Below are 18,363 nucleotides of genomic sequence, written 5' to 3'. Positions count from 1 at the left end.
TGCCTCCGTGTTTATGATCGACGACCCTGTCAGGGAACTACGGAAAATACGACGGATCGGATCGGTCCGGACGCAGTTTGGGAGAAAAATACCGTGACGCGAATCGCCCACGCCTTCTGGCTACGCGCACCGGGCGAGGGTGAGATCCGTCCGTTGACGCTGACCGAGCCGGGCGCCGGTGAGGTCCTGGTACGCAGCCGTTACTCCGGGATCAGTCGGGGCACCGAGACGTTGGTCTTCGCCGGTGGCGTACCCGTCAGCCAGTACGACTCCATGCGCGCGCCGTTTCAGGAGGGCGACTTCCCGGCCCCGGTCAAGTACGGCTACCTCAGTGTCGGCGCGGTCGAACACGGGCCGGCGCACCTGCTCGGCCGGACGGTGTTCTGTCTGCATCCGCACCAGAGCGCCTACGTGGTGCCGGCGGATGCGGTAACCGTCGTCCCGGACCGGGTGCCGGCGGCCCGCGCGGTGCTCGCCGGCACCGTGGAGACCGCCGTCAACGCGCTGTGGGATGCCGCACCACTGGTCGGCGACCGGGTCAGCGTCGTCGGTGGCGGCATGGTCGGCTGCGCGGTGGCGGCCCTGCTGGCCCGCTTCCCCGGCGTCCGGGTGGAGCTGGTCGACGCCGACGCGACCCGCGCCGGGGTGGCCGCCGCCCTCGGCGTCGACTTCGCCACCGGAGAAACTGCCACCGGCGGGCGTGATCTCGTGGTGCACGCCAGCGCCACCGCGGCCGGGCTGCAACGCGGCCTGGACCTGCTCGCGCCGGAGGGCACCCTGCTCGAACTGAGCTGGTACGGCGACCGACCGGTTCAGCTCGCGCTCGGTGGGGCGTTCCACTCCGGACGGTTGACGATCCGCGGCAGCCAGGTCGGCATGGTCGCCCCCGCGCGGCGCGGCAGCCGCAGTTATGCCGACCGGATGGCGCTCGCCCTCGATCTGCTCGCCGATCCGGCGTTCGACGCGCTGGTCACCGGGCGGTCGCCGTTCGCGGAGCTACCCGACGTGCTCGCCCGGCTCAGCGGGGGTACTCTGCCCGCCCTGTGCCACCTCATTACCTACGACGGGGAGTGACCCATGTTCAGCGTGACTGTCCGTGACCACATCATGATCGCCCACAGCTTCCGCGGCGACGTCTTCGGCCCCGCTCAGCGGCTGCACGGCGCGACCTTCGTGGTGGACGCCGCCTTCCGTCGCCCCGACCTCGACGACGACGGCATCGTGGTCGACATCGGGTTGGCCGCCGACCAGCTCAAGGCGGTGCTCGGCGAGCTGAACTACCGCAACCTCGACGAGGAGCCCGCCTTCGCCGGCACCAACACCACCACCGAGGTGCTGGCCCGCACCGTCGCCGACCGGCTCGCCGACCGGGTGCGCGCCGGCGGTCTCGGCGTCGGAGCCCACGGGCTCACCGGGCTCACCGTCACCCTGCGCGAGTCACACGTCGCGTGGGCCAGCTACGAACGGTCACTGCCGGCCGCCGACGCCGGTGTGGGCACCGCCTGACGTGCCGATCCTGCACGTGGTCCTGCCGGGCGACATCGACGACCCGGCGTCGCCCAGCGGCGGCAACGGCTACGACCGACGGATCTGCGCGGGGCTCGCCGACGCCGGCTGGTCGGTGCGCGAACGTGCGGTGCCCGGTGCCTGGCCCGACCCGACCCCGGCGGAGCGGGCCGCGGTGGCCCATCTGCTGGCGGGCCTTCCGGACGCCGCGCTCATCCTGATCGACGGCCTGGTCGCCTCGGTGGTGCCGGACGCCCTCGCCGCGCACGCCCGCCGGCTGCGCCTGGTCGCGCTGGTGCACCTGCCCCGTGACGACGCCAGCGAGGCCCGCGCCCTGGCCGCCGCGACCGCCGTCGTCGCCACCAGCACCTGGACCCGCGATGCGCTGGTGCGGCGGTACGCGCTGCCCGCCCACCGGGTGCACGTCGCCGCGCCCGGGGTGGATCCGGCGGCACCCGCGCCGGGCTCACCGGCCGGGTCGGCGCTGCTCTGCGTCGCGGCGGTCGCCGCACACAAGGGGCACGACGTGCTGGTCGAGGCGCTCGCCGCGGTCGCCGACCGATCCTGCACGCTGACCTGTGTCGGACCGCTGCACCGGGAACCGGAGTTCGTCGACCGGCTGCGTGACCGGATCGCCGTCCACCGGCTCGGCGACCGGGTCCGGTTCACCGGCCCGCGTACCGGTGCCGGGCTCGACGCCGCGTACGCCGCCGCCGACCTGCTGGTGCACCCCTCACGCGGCGAGACGTACGGGATGGTCGTCACCGAGGCGTTGGCCCGCGGCGTCCCGGTGCTCGCCACAGCCGTCGGCGGGCTGCCCGACACCCTCGGGCACACGGCCACCGGAGAACGTCCCGGCCTGCTGGTGCCACCCGATGACCCATCGGCCCTGGGCGCCGCGCTCGGCCGGTGGCTCGACGACGCGGCCCTACGTGAGGACCTGCGGCGTGCCGCCCGCCACCGGCGTGCCGCCCTGCACGACTGGACGAGCACTGTGGCCCTGATCACCATGGCCCTCAAGGAGGCGTCGACATGAGCATCGATCTCCCACCCGACTTCGCGTGGTGGCTCGCGTTGCGGGAACCCGCCGACGTGGCGGCCCGGTCGACGGATCTGGTCGACACGGTCCGCGCGGCGCTGGCCGGCGGTGCACCGTTCGTCGTGCACGACCTCGGTGCCGGCACCGGCTCGCTGGGCCGCTGGCTGGCCCCGCTGCTGCCGGGGCCGCAGCACTGGATCCTCTACGACCAGGATCTGGACCTGCTGGCCCGGGCCCGCGCCGGCATGCCCGGTACCGCCGCCGACGGCACGCCGGTGACGGTCGAGACGCGCCGGGGTGACCTGACCCGGCTGACCGCCACCGAACTGGCCGACGCCTCCCTGGTCACCGCCTCGGCGCTGCTCGACATGCTGACCGCCGAGGAGGTTGACCAACTGGTCGCCGCCTGCGCGAAGGCCGGCTGCCCGACGCTGTTCCTGATCTCGGTGACCGGTACGGTGCGACTGACCCCGGCCGATCCGTTGGACGCCGAGGTCGGTGCGGCGTTCAACGCCCACCAGCGCCGTGCCGTCGGCGGCCGGCGGCTGCTCGGCCCGGACGCCGCCGAGCACTGCGCAGCCGCCTTCGCCCGAAACGGCGTGGTCGCCGACGTCCGCCCCAGCCCGTGGCTGCTCGGCCCGGGAGAGGCCACCCTGGCGGCCCACTGGTTCACCGGTTGGCTCGCCGCCGCCCGCGCCCAACGACCGGAGCTGACCGACCGCACCGGCGAGTACGCGCGACGTCGGCTGGCTGAGGCTGAAACCGGCCGGCTCGGGGTAATGGTCGATCATGTTGACCTGCTGGCCCTGGGCCGTTGAACCGGCGGCCCGCCCGCTGCGTGCCTACAGTCAGGAAAGATCGTCATGCCTGGGGAGGCGCGAGTGGGGGACGAAGCTGGTGGCGCCGTGTCCACGGCCGCCCCGCTGGGCCGGTCGTTCTGGGCAGGGGTACGGCTGGCGCTGGGGCTCTGCGTGATCGTGGGGCTGCTGTGCTGGCTCGGCACCGGACCGTTCCTGGCCGGTCTGCGGCTGATCGACGCGCCTGCGCTGGCCGCCGCGCTCGCCATCGGTGTGCTCACCACGTTCTGCACCGCCTGGCGCTGGAGCCTCGTCGCCGGTGGTCTCGGCGTGGGGCTGCCGCTGCGGGACGCGGTGGCTCACTCCTACCGGGCGGTGTTTCTCAACGCGACCCTGCCCGGCGGGATCCTCGGTGACGTGCACCGCGCGGTGCGGCACGGCCGGGACGTCGGTGACGTCGGTCGCGGCATCCGGGCGGTCGTGTGGGAACGGATCGCCGGGCAGGTGGTGCTGGTCGCCGTAGCCGTGGTGCTGTTGTTCGCCTTCCCGTCGCCGGTGCGGCCGTTCCTGCCGGTGGCGACCGCCGTGGTGGTGGCGTTGCTTGTCGCCGTCCTGCTGGCCGGCCGGTTGCTCCCACACACCGGCGCCTCCCGCTTCACCCGGACGGTGGGCACCGCCGTGTCCGACGTGCGAAGTGGACTGCTGGCCCGGCGTACCTGGTTCGGTGTGCTGCTCGCCTCGGCGCTCGCGATCGCCGGACACCTCGCGACGTTCCTGGTGGCGGCGCGCACCGCGGGGTCCACCGCACCGTTGAGCCTGCTGCTGCCACTGACCCTGCTGGCCCTGCTCGCGATGGGGGTACCGGCCAACGTCGCCGGGTTCGGTCCCCGCGAGGGGGTGGCCGCGTGGGCGTTCGCCGCCGCCGGCCTGACCGCCGCCGAGGGGGTGGCCACCGCGACGGTGTACGGCGCTCTCGTGCTCGTCGCGAGCCTGCCCGGAGCCGCCGTGCTGCTGGCTCGACGCCTCCGTGTACCAGCCACCGTCTGACGAGGAGAACCATGTCCGAATCACTGCCTGCCGCCACCGTCCGGACGCAGGTCACCGTGCCGCTGCGGTTCTCTGACGGCTACACCACCACGGCCCGGTTGTACACCTTCGACGGGCTCGTCGACGGCCGGGAACACCTGGCTTTCGCCCTCGGTGACACCAGCGGCTCGAGGGAGCGGGACGCGCGGGTGCCACTGGTCCGTCCGCACAGCGAGTGCCTCACCGGTGACGTGTTCGGCAGTCAACGGTGCGACTGCGGCCCGCAGCTACGGGAGGCGGTGCAGCGGATCGCCGACGTCGGCGGCTACTTGCTGTACCTGCGCCAGGAGGGCCGGGGCATCGGCCTGTACGCCAAGCTCGACGCGTACGCGTTGCAGGACGCCGGGTTGGACACCTACGAGGCCAACGTGGCGCTCGGCCACGACGAGGACGAGCGCGACTACACGGTGGCCGTCCAGATGCTCGCCGCGCTCGGCGTCGGACCGGTCGCGGTGCTGAGCAACAATCCGGAGAAGACCGAGCAGTTGGGTCGGCTCGGGGTGACCGTGACCGAGCAGGTACCCACCGGCGTCTTCCTCTCTCCGGCCAACGCCGACTATCTCGCGGCCAAGGCCGACCGGGCCGCCCGCGCCGCCGACCTGCCGTTCGTGCGGTGACCGGCTCGCCCACGGCCACCCAGCCGTACGTGCTGCTCAGCTGCGCCACCTCGATCGACGGTTATATCGACGACGCCACCGACGAGCGGCTGCTGCTGTCCAACGACGCGGACCTCGACCGCGTCGACGCGGTCCGGGCCGACTGCGATGCGATCCTGGTGGGCGCCGGCACCGTCCGCCGCGACGATCCCCGGCTACTGGTGCGGAGTGACCGCCGCCGGGCCGAACGCCTCGCCGGTGGGCTGCCGGCCTCGCCGACCCGGGTGACCGTGACGGGCTGCGGCGACCTGGACCCCGGTGCCCGGCTCTTCACCGTCGGTGACACCGATCGGATCGTCTACAGCGCCAGCGGTGGGGTGGAGAAGACCCGATACCGGCTGGGTGAGCTGGCCACCGTTGTCGATGCCGGTGACCCGCTCGACCTGGTACGCGTGTTGGCCGACCTCGCCGACCGGGGTGTACGCCGGCTGCTGGTGGAGGGCGGCGCGGTGATGCACGGCCAGTTCCTCGCCGCGGGCCTGGCCGACGAGCTTCACCTGGTGGTGGCACCGTTCTTCGTGGGGGACAGGCGGGCGCCGAGGTTCGTCGGCGAGGGCAGCTTCCCGTGGCATCCGGGGCGGCGGGCCAGGGTGCTGGAGGCGCGTCAGATCGGTGACGTGGTGCTGACCCGTTACGCCCTGTCCGAGCGCTGCCCGGCGGACTGAGCACCGGGAACAGGAACGGCGCGGTCGCGCTCACACCAGCCCGAGCCCGATGGCGAGTCGGTGCTGACGTGAACCGTTCCGGTGGCGGTGCGGGCGAAAACGCCGTGCCTGCCGAGGGTGATGACGATGGTGTCGGCGGCGATTCGCTCGTGGAGCGCGGTGGCGAGGCTGTCGGCTTGGTCGAGGTTGGTCTGCACGAACGCGACATGACGATTGCTCGCGGCCGATGACACGGCTTCGGACAGCGGGTCACCGCCGAGATTGAGCAGCAGCGGTGCCCGGCTGGCGGTGATCGCGGCGGTGGAACACCTGGCAACACTGTGCTCAAACCCCGCCGCGTCAGCTCGCCACATCTACCAACACTGGGGCTGGCAACCCGTCGCCACGCCTATCCACTCGGTATACCACCGATGGATGTCCTCGTCCTTCAGCTTCGAGAAGCAGCAGACAGAAGCAGCAGACCTGTCCTGAAGTGACATCAGCGGTACCGGTCGCCTGGCGTGGCGGGGCGGTCGAGGAACATCAGGCGGGCCTGCTTGTGCGGCAGTTCGATCAGGGGGCCTTCGACGAAGCCGGCCCGGCGCAGCCGGGCGACCGCCTTGTCGTTGCGGGCGTCCGGCTCCATCACGAGCCGTCGGCGGCGACGGTCGGTGAAGACGAAGGCGACGAACTCGTCCAGCAGGACGCCGGTGAATCCTGGCTCGGGCCGCACCGGGGTACCGATCAGCAGGTGCCCGCCGTGGTCGCCGGGGCGCACCGGGTAGCACTCGCCGACCGGGTCGTGCTCCGGTTCGTAGGTCTGGAACAAGGCCACCGGCTTCCCGTCGCGCAGGGTGAGGTACGCGTGATGGGTGGGCAGTGAGTCGACGAACCGGTAGGTTTCGGTGACCCGGTCCCGGTCGGCGTCCCGCATCCCCCAGAACCGGGCCCGTTCCTGGCTGATCCAGGAATGGATCACATCGGCGTCGGCGTCCGGGTCGACCGGCCGGAAGGTGACCACACCGAATCGGGGCACCTGCCGTTCGTAGTGATGGCGGTCAGTCATCGTGCTCCTCGGTCAGTCGGTCCCAGTCGCAGGTGGCCTGGATCAGGTCGCCCTGTACCCACAGCGGCAGCTGATCGGCGTGGTGCGGCCCGGCGCCAGTGGCGCCGAGCGGCACCACCCACCGGCTGTCCGCCCGCTCGGCCAGGTCCCACACGTAGCGGGCCGCCGGCCCGCGCAGGCACAGGTCGGTGACGCCGGGAACGCTGGAGGTGGCAAGCACGCAGTCGTGGTCACCGGATAGTTGCGGCCCCGGGGGCGCGGCCGGGTCGGGCAGCGCCTGCCACGGCACCAGCCGGTGCCGCTCACCCCAGCGGCGGTTGTCCCCGTCGGCGGCCACCTCCTCCAGGGCCTCGCGCAGCACCTCGGCGCGGTCGAGGCCGGGCAGGTCGGCGTGCAGCAGGGGGACCACGGCGTACCCGATCCGGGGCAGCAGGGCCAGCCATGGCCGGAACACCTCCGGGTGGGCGGAGGGTTCGGTCAGCGCCGCGAACGCGGGGTGGGCGGCGAGCCGGCGGGTCACGGCCGCCCGCAGGTCGGCGAAGGACGCGGCGTCGACGCTGTCGGTGGCCATCCGTCGGTCCCACGCCAGCAGGCGTTCCCGCAGCCCGACGGCGGCAGGACCGAGCCCGTCGGGCGCGGCGAGCAGCTCCAGCAGCGGCGCTGCGGCGGCCAGGTAGGTGTCGGCGTGCACGGCCGCCAACTGCTCGGAGCGCCAGTCGCCGGCGGTGTCCAGCAGCTCGCGGATCCGGTCGGCCCGGTACGGCGGTGCGAACTCCACGCCGAGCGCGGCGGCGATGCCACGGTCGTTGGCCATCACCGCCACCTGGTCGACCGGTGTCTTCGGCATCGGGTGCCAGCCCTGCCAGGTGTGGTCGGCCGCCCAGCCGGGGACCATCCGCAGCGCGTTGTCGGGATGTCGCCGAGGCACCCGGCCGGCCACCCGGTGCAGCAGGCCGCCAGCGGTGTCGGCGGCCAGCACCACGTTGACCGGCTCGACCCAGCCGTCCAGCGCCGCGTCGACGTCGCCGACGGTACGCGCCCGTAGTAGCGCCGGCAGCACGCCGAAGCCCAGCTCACCGAGGACCCGGGGCGGGTACCGCAGGCTGAGCGTGACGGCCGGGTCGTCGTCCGGTCCGCCGGACACCAGTGGCCCCCGCTCGGTTTCGATCACCTCGACCTCGACCGCGTCGGCGCCGGTGACCTCGATTGTCTCGACGTGCCGGTGCGCGGGCCGCCAGCCCTCCGGCCCGTACGCCTCCACCCGGTCGCCCTGGCGGCGTAGTCGTTCGGCGTACCCGTCCTGGTAGTCGGCCATCGCGTTGGTGATGGCCCAGGCGACTCCGCCAGCATGGCCGAAGTGCGGGATGCCCGGAACACCGGGCACGGCGAAGCCGAGCACGTCGTACTCCGGGCAGGCCAGGCGGATTTGCTGGTAGATGCCGGGCGCCTCGATGAACCGGTGTGGATCACCGGCGATCAGGGCGGCACCCGCAGCGGTGCGTTCGGCGGAAAGCAGCCATCCGTTGCTGCCCGAGGTGACGTGGCTGTCAGCGGCGAACAGGCCGGTCGCCTGCGGGCCGAGTCGGCGGGCCACGTGGTCGCGCCAGAGTTTGGTGCCGAAACCGGCGAACAGCACGTGGTGGCTGAGCCAGACCCCGAGCGGCGTCCACGGCTGCCAGCGGCCCGGTCGCAGGCCGGTGGCGGAGAACTCCGGGGCCCGCGCCGCACCGACGGCCAGAGTGGCGTTGACCCCGTCGACGTAGCGACCCATCCACTGCGCGGTGGCCGGATCGAGAGCGGCGTGGCAGCGTCGCGCGGTGTCGTCGAGCCGGGCCCGACGGGCGAAGTAGTCCCAGGCCACCGCCTCGGCGCCGAGGAAGGAGGCGGAGGTACCCTGGGAGCGGTGCCGTTCGACCTCGATCTGCCAGGCCCGGTCCAGCGCGGTGACCCGGCCCTGGGCGAAGGCCAGCGACACGTGGTCGTCGGCGCGCAGGTGCGGGATGCCGTACGCGTCGCGATAACGCCGCTCGCTCACGGTGCCACCGTACCGACTCGGGCACGGGCCGCCGGGATCACCAGCGGGGTGCCGGTCTCGGGGTCGTCGATGATCCGGCAGGGTAGCCCGAAGACCTCCTCGACCAGTTCGGCGGTGACGATCTGCCGGGGTTCACCGGCGGCAACCACCCGCCCGTCGCGCATCGCGATCAGGTGGCTGGCGTAGCGGGCGGCGTGGTTGAGGTCGTGCAGCACCGCGACCAGGGTGCGGTCCTGCTCCTCGTGCAGCCGCGCGCACAGGTCGAGCACCTCGACCTGGTGGGCGATGTCGAGGTAGGTGGTCGGTTCGTCCAGCAGCAGCAGCGGAGTTTGTTGGGCCAGCGCCATGGCCAGCCAGACTCGCTGCCGTTGGCCGCCGGAGAGCTCGTCGACCAGCCGGTCGGCCAGGTCGCCGACTCCGGTGGCGGCCATCGACTCGGCCACCACCCGCTCGTCGTCGCGGGACCACTGCCGCAGCAGCCCCTGGTGCGGATAGCGACCCCGGGCCACCAGTTCGGCGACGCCGATGCCGTCCGGGGCGGTCGGCGACTGTGGGAGCAGCCCGAGCGTACGGGCCACGGAGCGGGCGGGCCGCCGGTGGATGTCCTCACCGTCGAGCAGCACCGACCCGGCGGCCGGCTTGAGCAGCCGGGACAGGGCACGCAGCAGGGTGGACTTGCCGCACGCGTTGGGGCCGATGATGACGGTGAACGAGTGGTCGGGCACGGCGACGGTCAGCTCCTCGGCGACGATCCGCCGGTCGTAGGCGAGCCGCAGCCCGCTGCCACCAAGCCGGGAGATCGGCATGCTGGTTGCTCCGTTCTGGTTGGGGTTCGTCACAGCGGGCCCGCCGGCCTGGTCGTCGTCACAGCCGGCCTGCCCGGCGTTCGGTGGCCAGCAGCCAGGCCAGGTAGCCGCCGCCGATCACGCCGGTGACCACACCGACCGGGAGTTGGCCGGGTAGGACGCGCAGCGCCACCTGGTCGGCCAGGACGATGATCAGCGCACCGATCATCGCCGCCGGCAGCAGGTTGACTCCGGGCGCCCGGGTCAGCCGGCGGGCCAGGTGCGGTGCGGTGAGCGCGACGAACGAGACCGGTCCGGCGGCGGCCGCCGCCAGGGCGACCAGCAGTACGGCCGCGGCGAGCAGCAGCATCCGGAGCCGGTGCACGTTCACCCCCAGCCCGCTGGCGGCCTCGTCGCCCAGTTCGGTCATCCGTAGCGCCGGAGAGCAGGCGAGCAGCACCGGCACCAGCACCGCGAGGGCGGCCAGCAGCGGCGCGGCGTCGGACCAGCCGCGGCCGTCCAGGCTGCCGGTGAGCCAGAGCATCGCCCGGGAGGCGCTCATCAGCGGTACCCGGGTCATCAGGTAGCCGTTGACGCCGGTGAGGATGGCCGACATGCCGATACCGACCAGGACCAGTCGGTAGCCGTGCACGCCACGCCGCCAGGCGACCAGGTAGATGAGCACGCCGGTCGCGATGCCGCCGAGGGCCGCGGAGCCGGCGAGAGCGGCGCTGCTGCCGCCGACGGCCACGACGACGAGTGCGCCGGTCGCCGCGCCCTGGGTGAAGCCGAGCACGTCCGGGCTGCCCAGCGGGTTGCGGACCAGCGACTGGAACACCGCCCCGGCCAGTCCGAGCGCGGCGCCGACGGACAGCGCGGTGACCAGCCGGGGCAGCCGCAGCTCGGTGACGATGAACTTTTCGGCGGGGCTACCGCCGCCGGTGAGGGTGCGCAGCACGTCGGCCGGGGACATCGGGTAGTCGCCGTGACCGACGGCCAGCACTCCGGCGGCGAGGGCGAGCAGCAGGCCGGCGGCGCCGACGGCGAGGGCGCGGGGGCGCAGCCGCAGTGAGAACCGGCGGGCGGTACGAATAACGATCATGGTTGGGTCGTCCTCGTCCGGGTCACCAGCGACAGGAAGAGCGGGCCGCCGAGCACGGCGGTCACCAGCCCGACCTGGAGTTCGCCGGGGCGGCCGAGCACCCGGCCGAGCACGTCGGCGCCGAGCAGCAGCACCGGGGCGAGCAGCGCGCAGTAGGGCAGCAGCCAGCGCAGGTCCGGCCCGGTCAGGACGCGGACCAGGTGCGGCACCAGCAGCCCGACGAAGACGATCGGCCCGCAGGCGGCTGTGGCCGCACCGCAGAGCAGGGTGATGGCGACGATCACCGCCGCCCGGACCAGCGCCGGGCGGGCGCCCAGTGCCCGTGCGGCGTCGTCGCCGAGGGCGAGCGCGTTGAGCGGCCGTGCCGAGGCCAACGCCACCAGCAGCCCGACCACGATGAACGGCAGTACCCGCCGCACGGTGCCGGGGTCGGCGCCGGCCAGCGACCCGACGGTCCAGAACCGCAGCCGCTCCAGGCCGGCCGCGTCGAGCAGCATCACCGCAAGGACGTACGAGTAGAGGGCCGCGTTGATGGCCGCGCCGGCCAGGGCCAGCCGTGCCGGGGTGGCCGAGCGACCGCCACCGATGACGTAAACGCCGACGGTGACCGCGGCCGCGCCGAGCAGCGCGAACCACACCTGTCCGGTGCCGCCGCCGACACCGAACAGGGCCGCCGCGGTGGCGATCGCGGCGGCTGCGCCGGCATTGATGCCGAGCAGACCGGGGTCGGCGAGCGGATTGCGGGTCAGCGCCTGCATCGCCGCGCCGGCCACGCCGAGCGCGGTGCCGGCGAGCAGGCCGAGCAGGGTACGCGGCACGCGCAGTTGCCGGACGACCGCGTACTCGGCGGCGTCGCGGTCAGTCAGGGCCTGCCACACGTCGGCGAGCGGAATCGGCTTGGCGCCGACGGTGATGCTGAGCACCGTGACCGCGAGCAGCGCCAGCGCGGCGACGGCGAGTCCACCGGCTCGCAGGGCCGCGCGGCGGTGCATCGGTGGCGGTGTGGCCTGCGCCGACGCTTCGGAGGGTGGCGACTCGATGACGGACAGGGTGGGCTCCAGTGTGGTGCGAAACGCCGAGTGGGACTTGACAGGAGGTTAGGTTAGGTTAGCCTAACCGCGGCTGTCCATTGCCCCTCGACCATTGATCGAAAGACGACAACATGCCTGATCCCGTATCCGCCCATCGCCTCTCCCGTCGGGGTCTGTTCGCCGTCGGCGGCGCCGCCGCAGTGGCCGCCGTGCTCGGCGCCTGCGGCCGGGACGAGGCCGCAGAGCCCAGCTCCAACACCACCTCCGGACCCTGGTCCTTCACCGACGACCGTCCCGAGACGGTTACCGCGCAGGCCCGACCGGGCCGGGTGGTCGCCTTCACCGGATCTGCCGCCGCACTGGTCGATTTCGGACTCGGCCGCGAGATTGTCGGTGTCTTCGGCGAGACCAGGAAAGCTGACGGCACCGTCGAGCCGCAGGCCGGCGACCTGGACGTGGAGACCGTGGAGGTCCTCGGCAACGTCTGGGGCGAGTTCAGCGTCGAGAAGTACGCCGCGCTCCGCCCGGAGCTGCTGGTCACCCACATGTACGACCCGGGTGCGTACTGGTACGTGCCGGACGAGAGCAAGGACAAGATCCTGCCGCTCGCGCCGGTGGTGACCATCACCACCGCCCGGGTGCCGATGACCGCACCGATCGAGCGGTACGCGAAGCTCGCCGAGTCCCTCGGGGCCGACCTGTCGGCGACGAAGGTCACCGACGCGAAGGCGCGTTTCGAGGCCGCCGCCGAAGCGGTACGCCAGGCGGTCAGGGCCAACCCCGGAATCAAGGTGATGGCGGCCTCCGGCAGCCCCGACCTCTTCTACGTCTCCAACCCGCAGGTCAGCACCGACCTGATGTACTTCGCCGAACTCGGTGTCGACATCGTGGTGCCGACCGAGCTTGAGGCCGGTGACTACTTCGAGGCGCTCAGCTGGGAGAACACCGGCAAGTTCCCGGCCGACCTGATCCTGCTCGACAACCGGGGCACCGCGCTGCAACCCACCGACCTGGCCGCCAAGCCCACCTGGAAGCAGCTGCCCGCCGTGCAGGCCGGGCAGGTCACTGCGTGGGACGCCGTGCCCCGCTTCTCGTATGCCGGCTCGGCGCCGCTGCTGGAGAACCTCGCCAAGGCGATCCAGAGCGCGAAGAAGCTGACCTGACGCCGCCGGGCGGCCGGCGCGGTGGACCACTCGCCGGCCGCCCACCGCACCACCCCTCCCAGGACCCCAACGCCCGCCGCCCACCAGTCGTGCGGCGGGTTCCGGCTGCCCGAATACCGAACCGCCGAGCGTGGAGGACTTCCATGACCCTGCCGGTGCACACCGCCGAGGCGACGCCGACCCACCAGAACCCCGGGCCCACACCTGCCCGGGCCCACCTGCTCAGCGACGACACGGCCGCGCAGTACCGCCAGGCGGTCGCCGCCGGCACCGACCGGGTGGCCCGGCGGATGTCCGAGGTGACCGGACCGTTCACCGGCGTACGGCCGGACGAACTGGCGCCGCTGGTGGAGTCGATCGACCTGGACCGGCCGCTGGGGGACACCACCGCCGCGCTCGACGAACTGGAGAAGGTCTACCTACGCGACGCGGTCTGGTTCCACCACCCCCGCTATCTGGCCCACCTCAACTGCCCGGTGGTGATCCCGGCGCTGCTCGGTGAGGCGGTGCTCAGCGCGGTCAACTCCTCGATGGACACCTGGGACCAGAGTGCCGGTGGCACCCTCATCGAGCAACGGCTGATCGAGTGGACGACAGACCGGATCGGCCTCGGCCCGGCCGCCGACGGGGTGTTCACCAGCGGCGGAACCCAGTCGAACCTGCACGCCCTGCTGCTGGCTCGGGAGGAGGCCCTGTCCGGGGCCGGACCCACCGACCGGCGGATCCTGCTACCCCGACTGCGGATCATCGCCTCGGCGGCGGGCCACTTCAGCGTGCAGAAGGCGGCCAAGCTGCTCGGTCTCGCCCCGGACGCGGTAGTGGTCGTGGAGATTGGCCCCGACCGGCGGATGCGTCCCGGTGCCGTGCGACACGAGATCGCCCGCTGCCGCCGCGCCGGCCTGACCGTGATGGCCGTGGCAGCCACCGCCGGCACCACCGACTTCGGCACCATCGACCCGCTCGACGAAATCTCCGAGGTGTGCGCCACCGCCGGGGTGTGGCTGCACGTGGACGCCGCGTACGGCTGCGGGCTGCTGGTCTCGCCCACCCGCCGGCACCTGCTCGACGGCATCGAACGGGCCGACTCGGTCACCGTCGACTACCACAAGTCCTTCTTCCAACCGGTCAGCTCCAGCGCACTGGTGGTCCGGGACCGGCGTACGCTGCGGCACGCCACCTGGCACGCCGACTACCTCAACCCGGCCCGGATGGTCGCCCAACGCATCCCCAACCAGGTCGACAAGAGCCTGCAGACCACCCGTCGCTTCGACGCCCTCAAGCTCTGGCTGACCCTGCGGGTGATGGGTCCGGACGCCGTCGGCGAACTCTTCGACGAGGTCTGCGACCTGGCCGCGCGGGCCTGGGAGCTGGTCGCCGCCGACCCCCGGTTCGAGGTGCTCACCCGTTCCCACCTGAGCACGGTGGTGTTCCGGTGGCGACCCACCGGTCCGGGCCGGGACCTGGCCGACGCGGCCAACCTGCGGGCCCGGGAGGCACTGGCCGCCTCCGGCCTCGCGGTGGTCGCCGGCACCAAGGTCGACGGCCGGCAGTACCTCAAGTTCACCGTGCTCAACCCGGCCACCACCGCCGAGGACATCGCCTACGTCCTCGACCTCATCGCCGAGCACGCCGGTCGGTACGTGCACGAACACGCCGACTCAGCCGCCGCCGACCTGACCTGCCCGGTCGGCTGACCGTGCCGCCCGCGAACCCGAGCCTGGAGGGCCCGATGGACAGCCACGACTTCATCGGCATCGGCCTCGGCCCGTACAACCTCGGCTTGGCCTGCCTGACCGCGCCTCTCGCCGACCTGGACGGGCTGTTCCTGGAGGCCCGCCCCGACGTCTCCTGGCACCCCGGCATGCTGCTGGAGTCGTCGCGGCTGCAGACCCCGTTCCTGGCCGACCTGGTCACCCTGGCCGACCCCACCTCCTCCTTCTCCTTCCTCAACTACCTCAAGGAGATCGGCCGGCTCTACCCCTTCTACATCCGGGAGAGCTTCTTTCCGCTGCGGGTGGAGTACGACGCGTACTGCCGCTGGGCGGCCGGGAAGCTACCCAACCTGCGCTTCGGCCACCAGGTGACCGCCGTCGGGTACGACCCGGCGAACCAGAGCTACGTGGTGACCGCAACCGCCGGCGACCGCACCGTGACCCACCGGGCCCGGCACCTGGTGCTCGGCACCGGCACCCCGCCACACCTACCCGCCGCCTGCGCCGACCTGAACTCCGACGCGGTGCACAACTCGCGCTACCTGGCACACCGCGACGAACTGAAGGCCAAGCGGAGCATCACCATCGTGGGTAGCGGGCAGAGCGCCGCCGAGATCTACCACGATCTGCTCGGCGACATCGACGCCCACGGCTACCAGCTGAACTGGGTGACCCGCTCGCCGCGCTTCTTCCCACTGGAGTACACGAAGCTCACCCTGGAGATGACCTCGCCGGACTACGTGGACTACTTCCACGCCCTGCCCGAGCCGGCACGCTACCGCCTTGAGGCCGGGCAGAAGGGGCTGTTCAAGGGAATCTCCGCCGACCTGGTCAACGACATCTACGACCTGCTCTACGCGCGCAGCGTCCACGGCCCGGTGAACACCCGGCTGTTGACCAACACCGCACTGACCAGTGCCGCGTACGACGAGAGCACCGGTGTGCACACGCTCGGGCTGCGGCACGCCGAGCAGGGCCGCGACTTCACCCTGGACACCGAGGGGCTGGTGCTGGCCACCGGGTACCGCCACCAGGTGCCGGCCTTCCTGGAGCCGATCCGGGACCGGCTGCGCTTCGACGGTCAGGGTCGACTCGACGTCGCCCGCAACTACAGCGTCGATGCGACCGGACGCGGTGTGTTCCTGCAGAACGGCGGCACCCACACGCACAGCATCACCTCGCCGGACCTGGGGATGGGCCCGTACCGCAACGCCTGGATCATCCGGGAGATGCTCGGCCGGGAACCGTACCCGATCGAGAAGTCGATCACCTTCCAGGAGTTCGGGGTGACGGGATGAGCCCGCCCGTATACACCCGACACGATCGGCGGCTCGGCGAGTTCGCCCTGCGTACGCTGCAGGTGGACGCCGACGCCGCACTGCTGCACCGCTGGGTGACCCACCCGGCGGCGGCGTTCTGGCTGATGCAGGACGCCGACGTGGCCGCCGTGGCCGCCGAGTACCGGCGGATCGCCGCCCACCCGCACCACGAGGCATTCCTGGGGCTGTGGCGGGGCGAACCGGCGTTCCTCGCCGAACGGTACGACCCGGCGCAGGTCGAGCTGGCGGGGCTGTACGACGCGCAGCCCGGTGACGTGGGCATGCACTTCCTCTGCGCACCGGCCGAAACTCCGGTGCACGGCTTCACCCGGGCCGTCATCACCACCGTGATGGCCTGGATCTTCGCCGACCCCGCCACCGGTCGGGTCGTGGTGGAGCCGGACGTGCGTAACACCGCCGTGCACGTCCTCAATGCGGCGGTCGGTTTCGAGGTGGTCGGCCCGATCGCCAAGCCGGAGAAGACGGCCCTGTTGAGCATCTGCACCCGGGCGCGGTTCCGGGCCGCGGTTTCGGGCGCCACCGAAGCGAAGGAGCATCACCTTGACCACTCGTGACCTGGTCGCCCACCTGCGTCCGGAAACCTGGGAGCGGGCCAACCGGCTGCTGGTGCGCAAGGCCCTGGCCGAGTTCACCCACGAGCGGCTGCTCACCCCGGAGCCGGATGGCCAGCCCGCTGACGACGGCCGTCGCTGGTACGCGGTCACCGGCGACTCGGGCGCGGCGCGCTACCGGTTCACCGCCCGGGTGCGGACCCTGGAGCACTGGGAAATCGACCCGGACAGCATCATCCGGCAGCGGGGCGACGAGACGTCCCCGCCGGACGCGGTTGAGCTCTGTCTCGACCTGCGCGGCGCGCTCGGTCTCAGCGACCGGATCCTGCCGGTGTACCTGGAGGAGATCAGCTCCACCCTGGCCGGCATCGCGTACAAGCTGGATCGGGCGCTGCCGACCGCGGCGAAACTGGTCGAGGCCGACTTCCAGACCGTCGAGACGTCGATGACCGAGGGACATCCCTGTTTCGTGGCCAACAACGGCCGGCTCGGCTTCGGCGTCGACGAGTACCACCGCTACGCCCCGGAGGCGGCCCACCCGGTGCGGCTGATCTGGCTGGCCGCCCACCGCGATCACGCCACCTTCACCAGCTCCGCCGACCTGGACCACGACACGTTGCTGCGCGCGGAGTTGGGCGAGACAACCCTCGCCGGTTTCGCCGATACCCTGGAAGGTCTGGGCCTCGACCTGGCCGACTACCACCTCATCCCGGTGCACCCCTGGCAGTGGTGGAACAAGCTGTCGGTCACCTTCGCCGGCGAGGTGGCCCGCCAGCGGCTGGTCCACCTCGGTGAGGGGCCCGACGAGTACCTCGCCCAGCAGTCCATCCGCACCTTCTTCAATGTCAGCCACCCGCGACGGCACTACGTCAAGACCGCGCTGTCGGTGCTGAACATGGGCTTCATGCGCGGCCTGTCGGCGGCGTACATGGAGGCCACCCCGGCGATCAACGACTGGCTCGCCGACCTGATCGCCACCGACGAGGTGTTCCGGGCCACCGGCTTGACGATCATCCGCGAGCGGGCCGCCGTCGGATACCGGCACCGGCAGTACGAGGCCGCCACCGACCGTTACTCGCCGTACCGCAAGATGCTCGCCGCGCTCTGGCGAGAGAGCCCGGTGCCCGACCTGACCCCCGGCCAGCGGCTGGCCACCATGGCGTCGCTGCTGCACGTCGACGCCGACGGCCGGTCGTTCACGGCCGAACTGATCGCCACATCCGGGCTGGCGCCGGCCCAGTGGCTGCGTCGCTACCTCACCGCCTACCTGACCCCGCTGTTGCACGCCTTCTACGCCTACGACCTGGCCTTCATGCCGCACGGTGAGAATGTCATCATGGTGCTCCGCGACGGGATCGTCGAGCGGGTGATCTTCAAGGACATCGCCGAGGAGATCGTGGTGATGAGCACCGACGCAGTGCTGCCGCCCGCGGTCGAGCGGATCCGGGCCGACATCCCGGAGGACATGAAGCTGCTGTCGATCTTCACCGACGTGTTCGACTGCTTCTTCCGCTTCCTCGGCGCCGTGCTGGTCGAGCAGGGCGTCGTCGGCGAGGAGACCTTCTGGCAGTCGGTCGCCGACTGCGCCACCGAGTACGCCGACCGGGTGCCCCACCTGGCCGACCGGCTCGCCCGCTACGACCTGTTCGCCCCGCAGTTCGCGCTCTCCTGCCTCAACCGGCTGCAACTGCGTGACAACCAGCAGATGGTCGACCTCGCCGACCCGTCCGCTGCGCTGCAACTGGTCGGCGCGCTGACCAACCCCCTTGCCCGCTTCAAGCCGTCCTGACCCGGAGGGTGCGGTTGAGTCCGGCGCGCGGCGGTGGACCGTGCGGGCCGGCCCCGGCCCC

Annotated in this window: 18 protein-coding genes; 12 read left to right on the top strand and 6 right to left on the bottom strand. The window is 72.2% G+C overall.

The window, feature by feature from the left end; genetic code table 11:
• The first annotated feature begins 93 nt into the window (after nt 1–93).
• The 7 genes from ACFHWY_RS07700 to ACFHWY_RS07670 are packed head-to-tail and all read left to right on the top strand — an operon-like array spanning nt 94 to nt 5,749.
• Entirely contained in the window at nt 94–1,074 is a 981-nt protein-coding gene (locus ACFHWY_RS07700; protein ID WP_416579410.1) for a zinc-dependent alcohol dehydrogenase, read from the top strand.
• 3 nt (nt 1,075–1,077) lie between these two features.
• Entirely contained in the window at nt 1,078–1,506 is a 429-nt protein-coding gene (locus ACFHWY_RS07695) for a 6-pyruvoyl trahydropterin synthase family protein (RefSeq protein WP_416579409.1), read from the top strand.
• 1 nt (nt 1,507) lies between these two features.
• On the top strand, nt 1,508–2,542 hold the full coding sequence (locus ACFHWY_RS07690; protein ID WP_416579408.1) for a glycosyltransferase family 4 protein: 1,035 nt from the start codon (nt 1,508–1,510) through the stop codon (nt 2,540–2,542).
• A complete protein-coding gene (locus ACFHWY_RS07685; RefSeq protein WP_416579407.1) occupies nt 2,539–3,363 on the top strand; it encodes a class I SAM-dependent methyltransferase in 825 nt (274 codons plus the stop codon). Before ACFHWY_RS07690 ends, ACFHWY_RS07685 begins: the two co-directional genes overlap by 4 nt.
• Before the next feature lie 45 nt (nt 3,364–3,408).
• A complete protein-coding gene (locus ACFHWY_RS07680; protein ID WP_416579406.1) occupies nt 3,409–4,389 on the top strand; it encodes a lysylphosphatidylglycerol synthase domain-containing protein in 981 nt (326 codons plus the stop codon).
• Nucleotides 4,390–4,400: 11 nt separating this feature from the next.
• Nucleotides 4,401–5,045: a GTP cyclohydrolase II gene (locus ACFHWY_RS07675; RefSeq protein WP_416579405.1), complete on the top strand. Its 645-nt coding sequence runs from the start codon at nt 4,401–4,403 to the stop codon at nt 5,043–5,045.
• Nucleotides 5,042–5,749: a RibD family protein gene (locus tag ACFHWY_RS07670; protein ID WP_416579404.1), complete on the top strand. Its 708-nt coding sequence runs from the start codon at nt 5,042–5,044 to the stop codon at nt 5,747–5,749. Before ACFHWY_RS07675 ends, ACFHWY_RS07670 begins: the two co-directional genes overlap by 4 nt.
• Here the strand turns inward: ACFHWY_RS07670 and ACFHWY_RS07665 are convergent.
• From ACFHWY_RS07665 to ACFHWY_RS07640, 6 genes are all read right to left on the bottom strand, one after another.
• Nucleotides 5,716–6,102, bottom strand: a complete 387-nt coding sequence (locus ACFHWY_RS07665) for a hypothetical protein (RefSeq protein WP_416579403.1) — start codon at nt 6,100–6,102, stop codon at nt 5,716–5,718. The genes ACFHWY_RS07670 and ACFHWY_RS07665 overlap by 34 nt on opposite strands.
• Nucleotides 6,103–6,227: 125 nt before the next feature.
• On the bottom strand, nt 6,228–6,794 hold the full coding sequence (locus tag ACFHWY_RS07660) for a GNAT family N-acetyltransferase (protein ID WP_416579402.1): 567 nt from the start codon (nt 6,792–6,794) through the stop codon (nt 6,228–6,230).
• Complete coding sequence (locus ACFHWY_RS07655; RefSeq protein ID WP_416579401.1) at nt 6,787–8,829, bottom strand: penicillin acylase family protein; 2,043 nt, start codon at nt 8,827–8,829, stop codon at nt 6,787–6,789. Before ACFHWY_RS07655 ends, ACFHWY_RS07660 begins: the two co-directional genes overlap by 8 nt.
• Nucleotides 8,826–9,635: an ABC transporter ATP-binding protein gene (locus ACFHWY_RS07650; protein ID WP_416579400.1), complete on the bottom strand. Its 810-nt coding sequence runs from the start codon at nt 9,633–9,635 to the stop codon at nt 8,826–8,828. Before ACFHWY_RS07650 ends, ACFHWY_RS07655 begins: the two co-directional genes overlap by 4 nt.
• A 58-nt stretch (nt 9,636–9,693) precedes the next feature.
• Nucleotides 9,694–10,716 carry a FecCD family ABC transporter permease gene (locus ACFHWY_RS07645; RefSeq protein WP_416579399.1) on the bottom strand — a complete coding sequence of 341 codons (1,023 nt, stop codon included), beginning with the start codon at nt 10,714–10,716 and terminating at the stop codon, nt 9,694–9,696.
• The gene (locus ACFHWY_RS07640; protein WP_416579398.1) at nt 10,713–11,708 is read right to left on the bottom strand and encodes a FecCD family ABC transporter permease; all 996 of its coding nucleotides are present in this window, start codon (nt 11,706–11,708) and stop codon (nt 10,713–10,715) included. The genes ACFHWY_RS07645 and ACFHWY_RS07640 overlap by 4 nt, the downstream gene beginning before the upstream one ends.
• Before the next feature lie 170 nt (nt 11,709–11,878).
• Between ACFHWY_RS07640 and ACFHWY_RS07635 the strand changes: the two genes are divergently transcribed.
• From ACFHWY_RS07635 to ACFHWY_RS07615, 5 genes are all read left to right on the top strand, one after another.
• Nucleotides 11,879–12,910: an ABC transporter substrate-binding protein gene (locus ACFHWY_RS07635; protein ID WP_416579397.1), complete on the top strand. Its 1,032-nt coding sequence runs from the start codon at nt 11,879–11,881 to the stop codon at nt 12,908–12,910.
• Nucleotides 12,911–13,053: 143 nt separating this feature from the next.
• Nucleotides 13,054–14,604, top strand: coding sequence for a pyridoxal phosphate-dependent decarboxylase family protein (locus ACFHWY_RS07630; RefSeq protein WP_416579396.1), 1,551 nt, complete (start codon nt 13,054–13,056; stop codon nt 14,602–14,604).
• Nucleotides 14,605–14,639: 35 nt separating this feature from the next.
• Nucleotides 14,640–15,920, top strand: coding sequence for a lysine N(6)-hydroxylase/L-ornithine N(5)-oxygenase family protein (locus ACFHWY_RS07625; protein ID WP_416579395.1), 1,281 nt, complete (start codon nt 14,640–14,642; stop codon nt 15,918–15,920).
• A complete protein-coding gene (locus ACFHWY_RS07620) occupies nt 15,917–16,516 on the top strand; it encodes a GNAT family N-acetyltransferase (protein ID WP_416579394.1) in 600 nt (199 codons plus the stop codon). Before ACFHWY_RS07625 ends, ACFHWY_RS07620 begins: the two co-directional genes overlap by 4 nt.
• Nucleotides 16,503–18,302, top strand: a complete 1,800-nt coding sequence (locus tag ACFHWY_RS07615; protein WP_416579393.1) for an IucA/IucC family protein — start codon at nt 16,503–16,505, stop codon at nt 18,300–18,302. The genes ACFHWY_RS07620 and ACFHWY_RS07615 overlap by 14 nt, the downstream gene beginning before the upstream one ends.
• Nucleotides 18,303–18,363 lie beyond the last annotated feature (61 nt).

Origin of the sequence: Micromonospora sp. LOL_024 (genome assembly GCF_048060415.1) — a bacterium.
Classification (GTDB): domain Bacteria; phylum Actinomycetota; class Actinomycetes; order Mycobacteriales; family Micromonosporaceae; genus Micromonospora.
The sequence above is the reverse complement of the archived record's forward strand: the minus strand, read 5'-3'. Positions and strand labels throughout refer to the sequence as shown.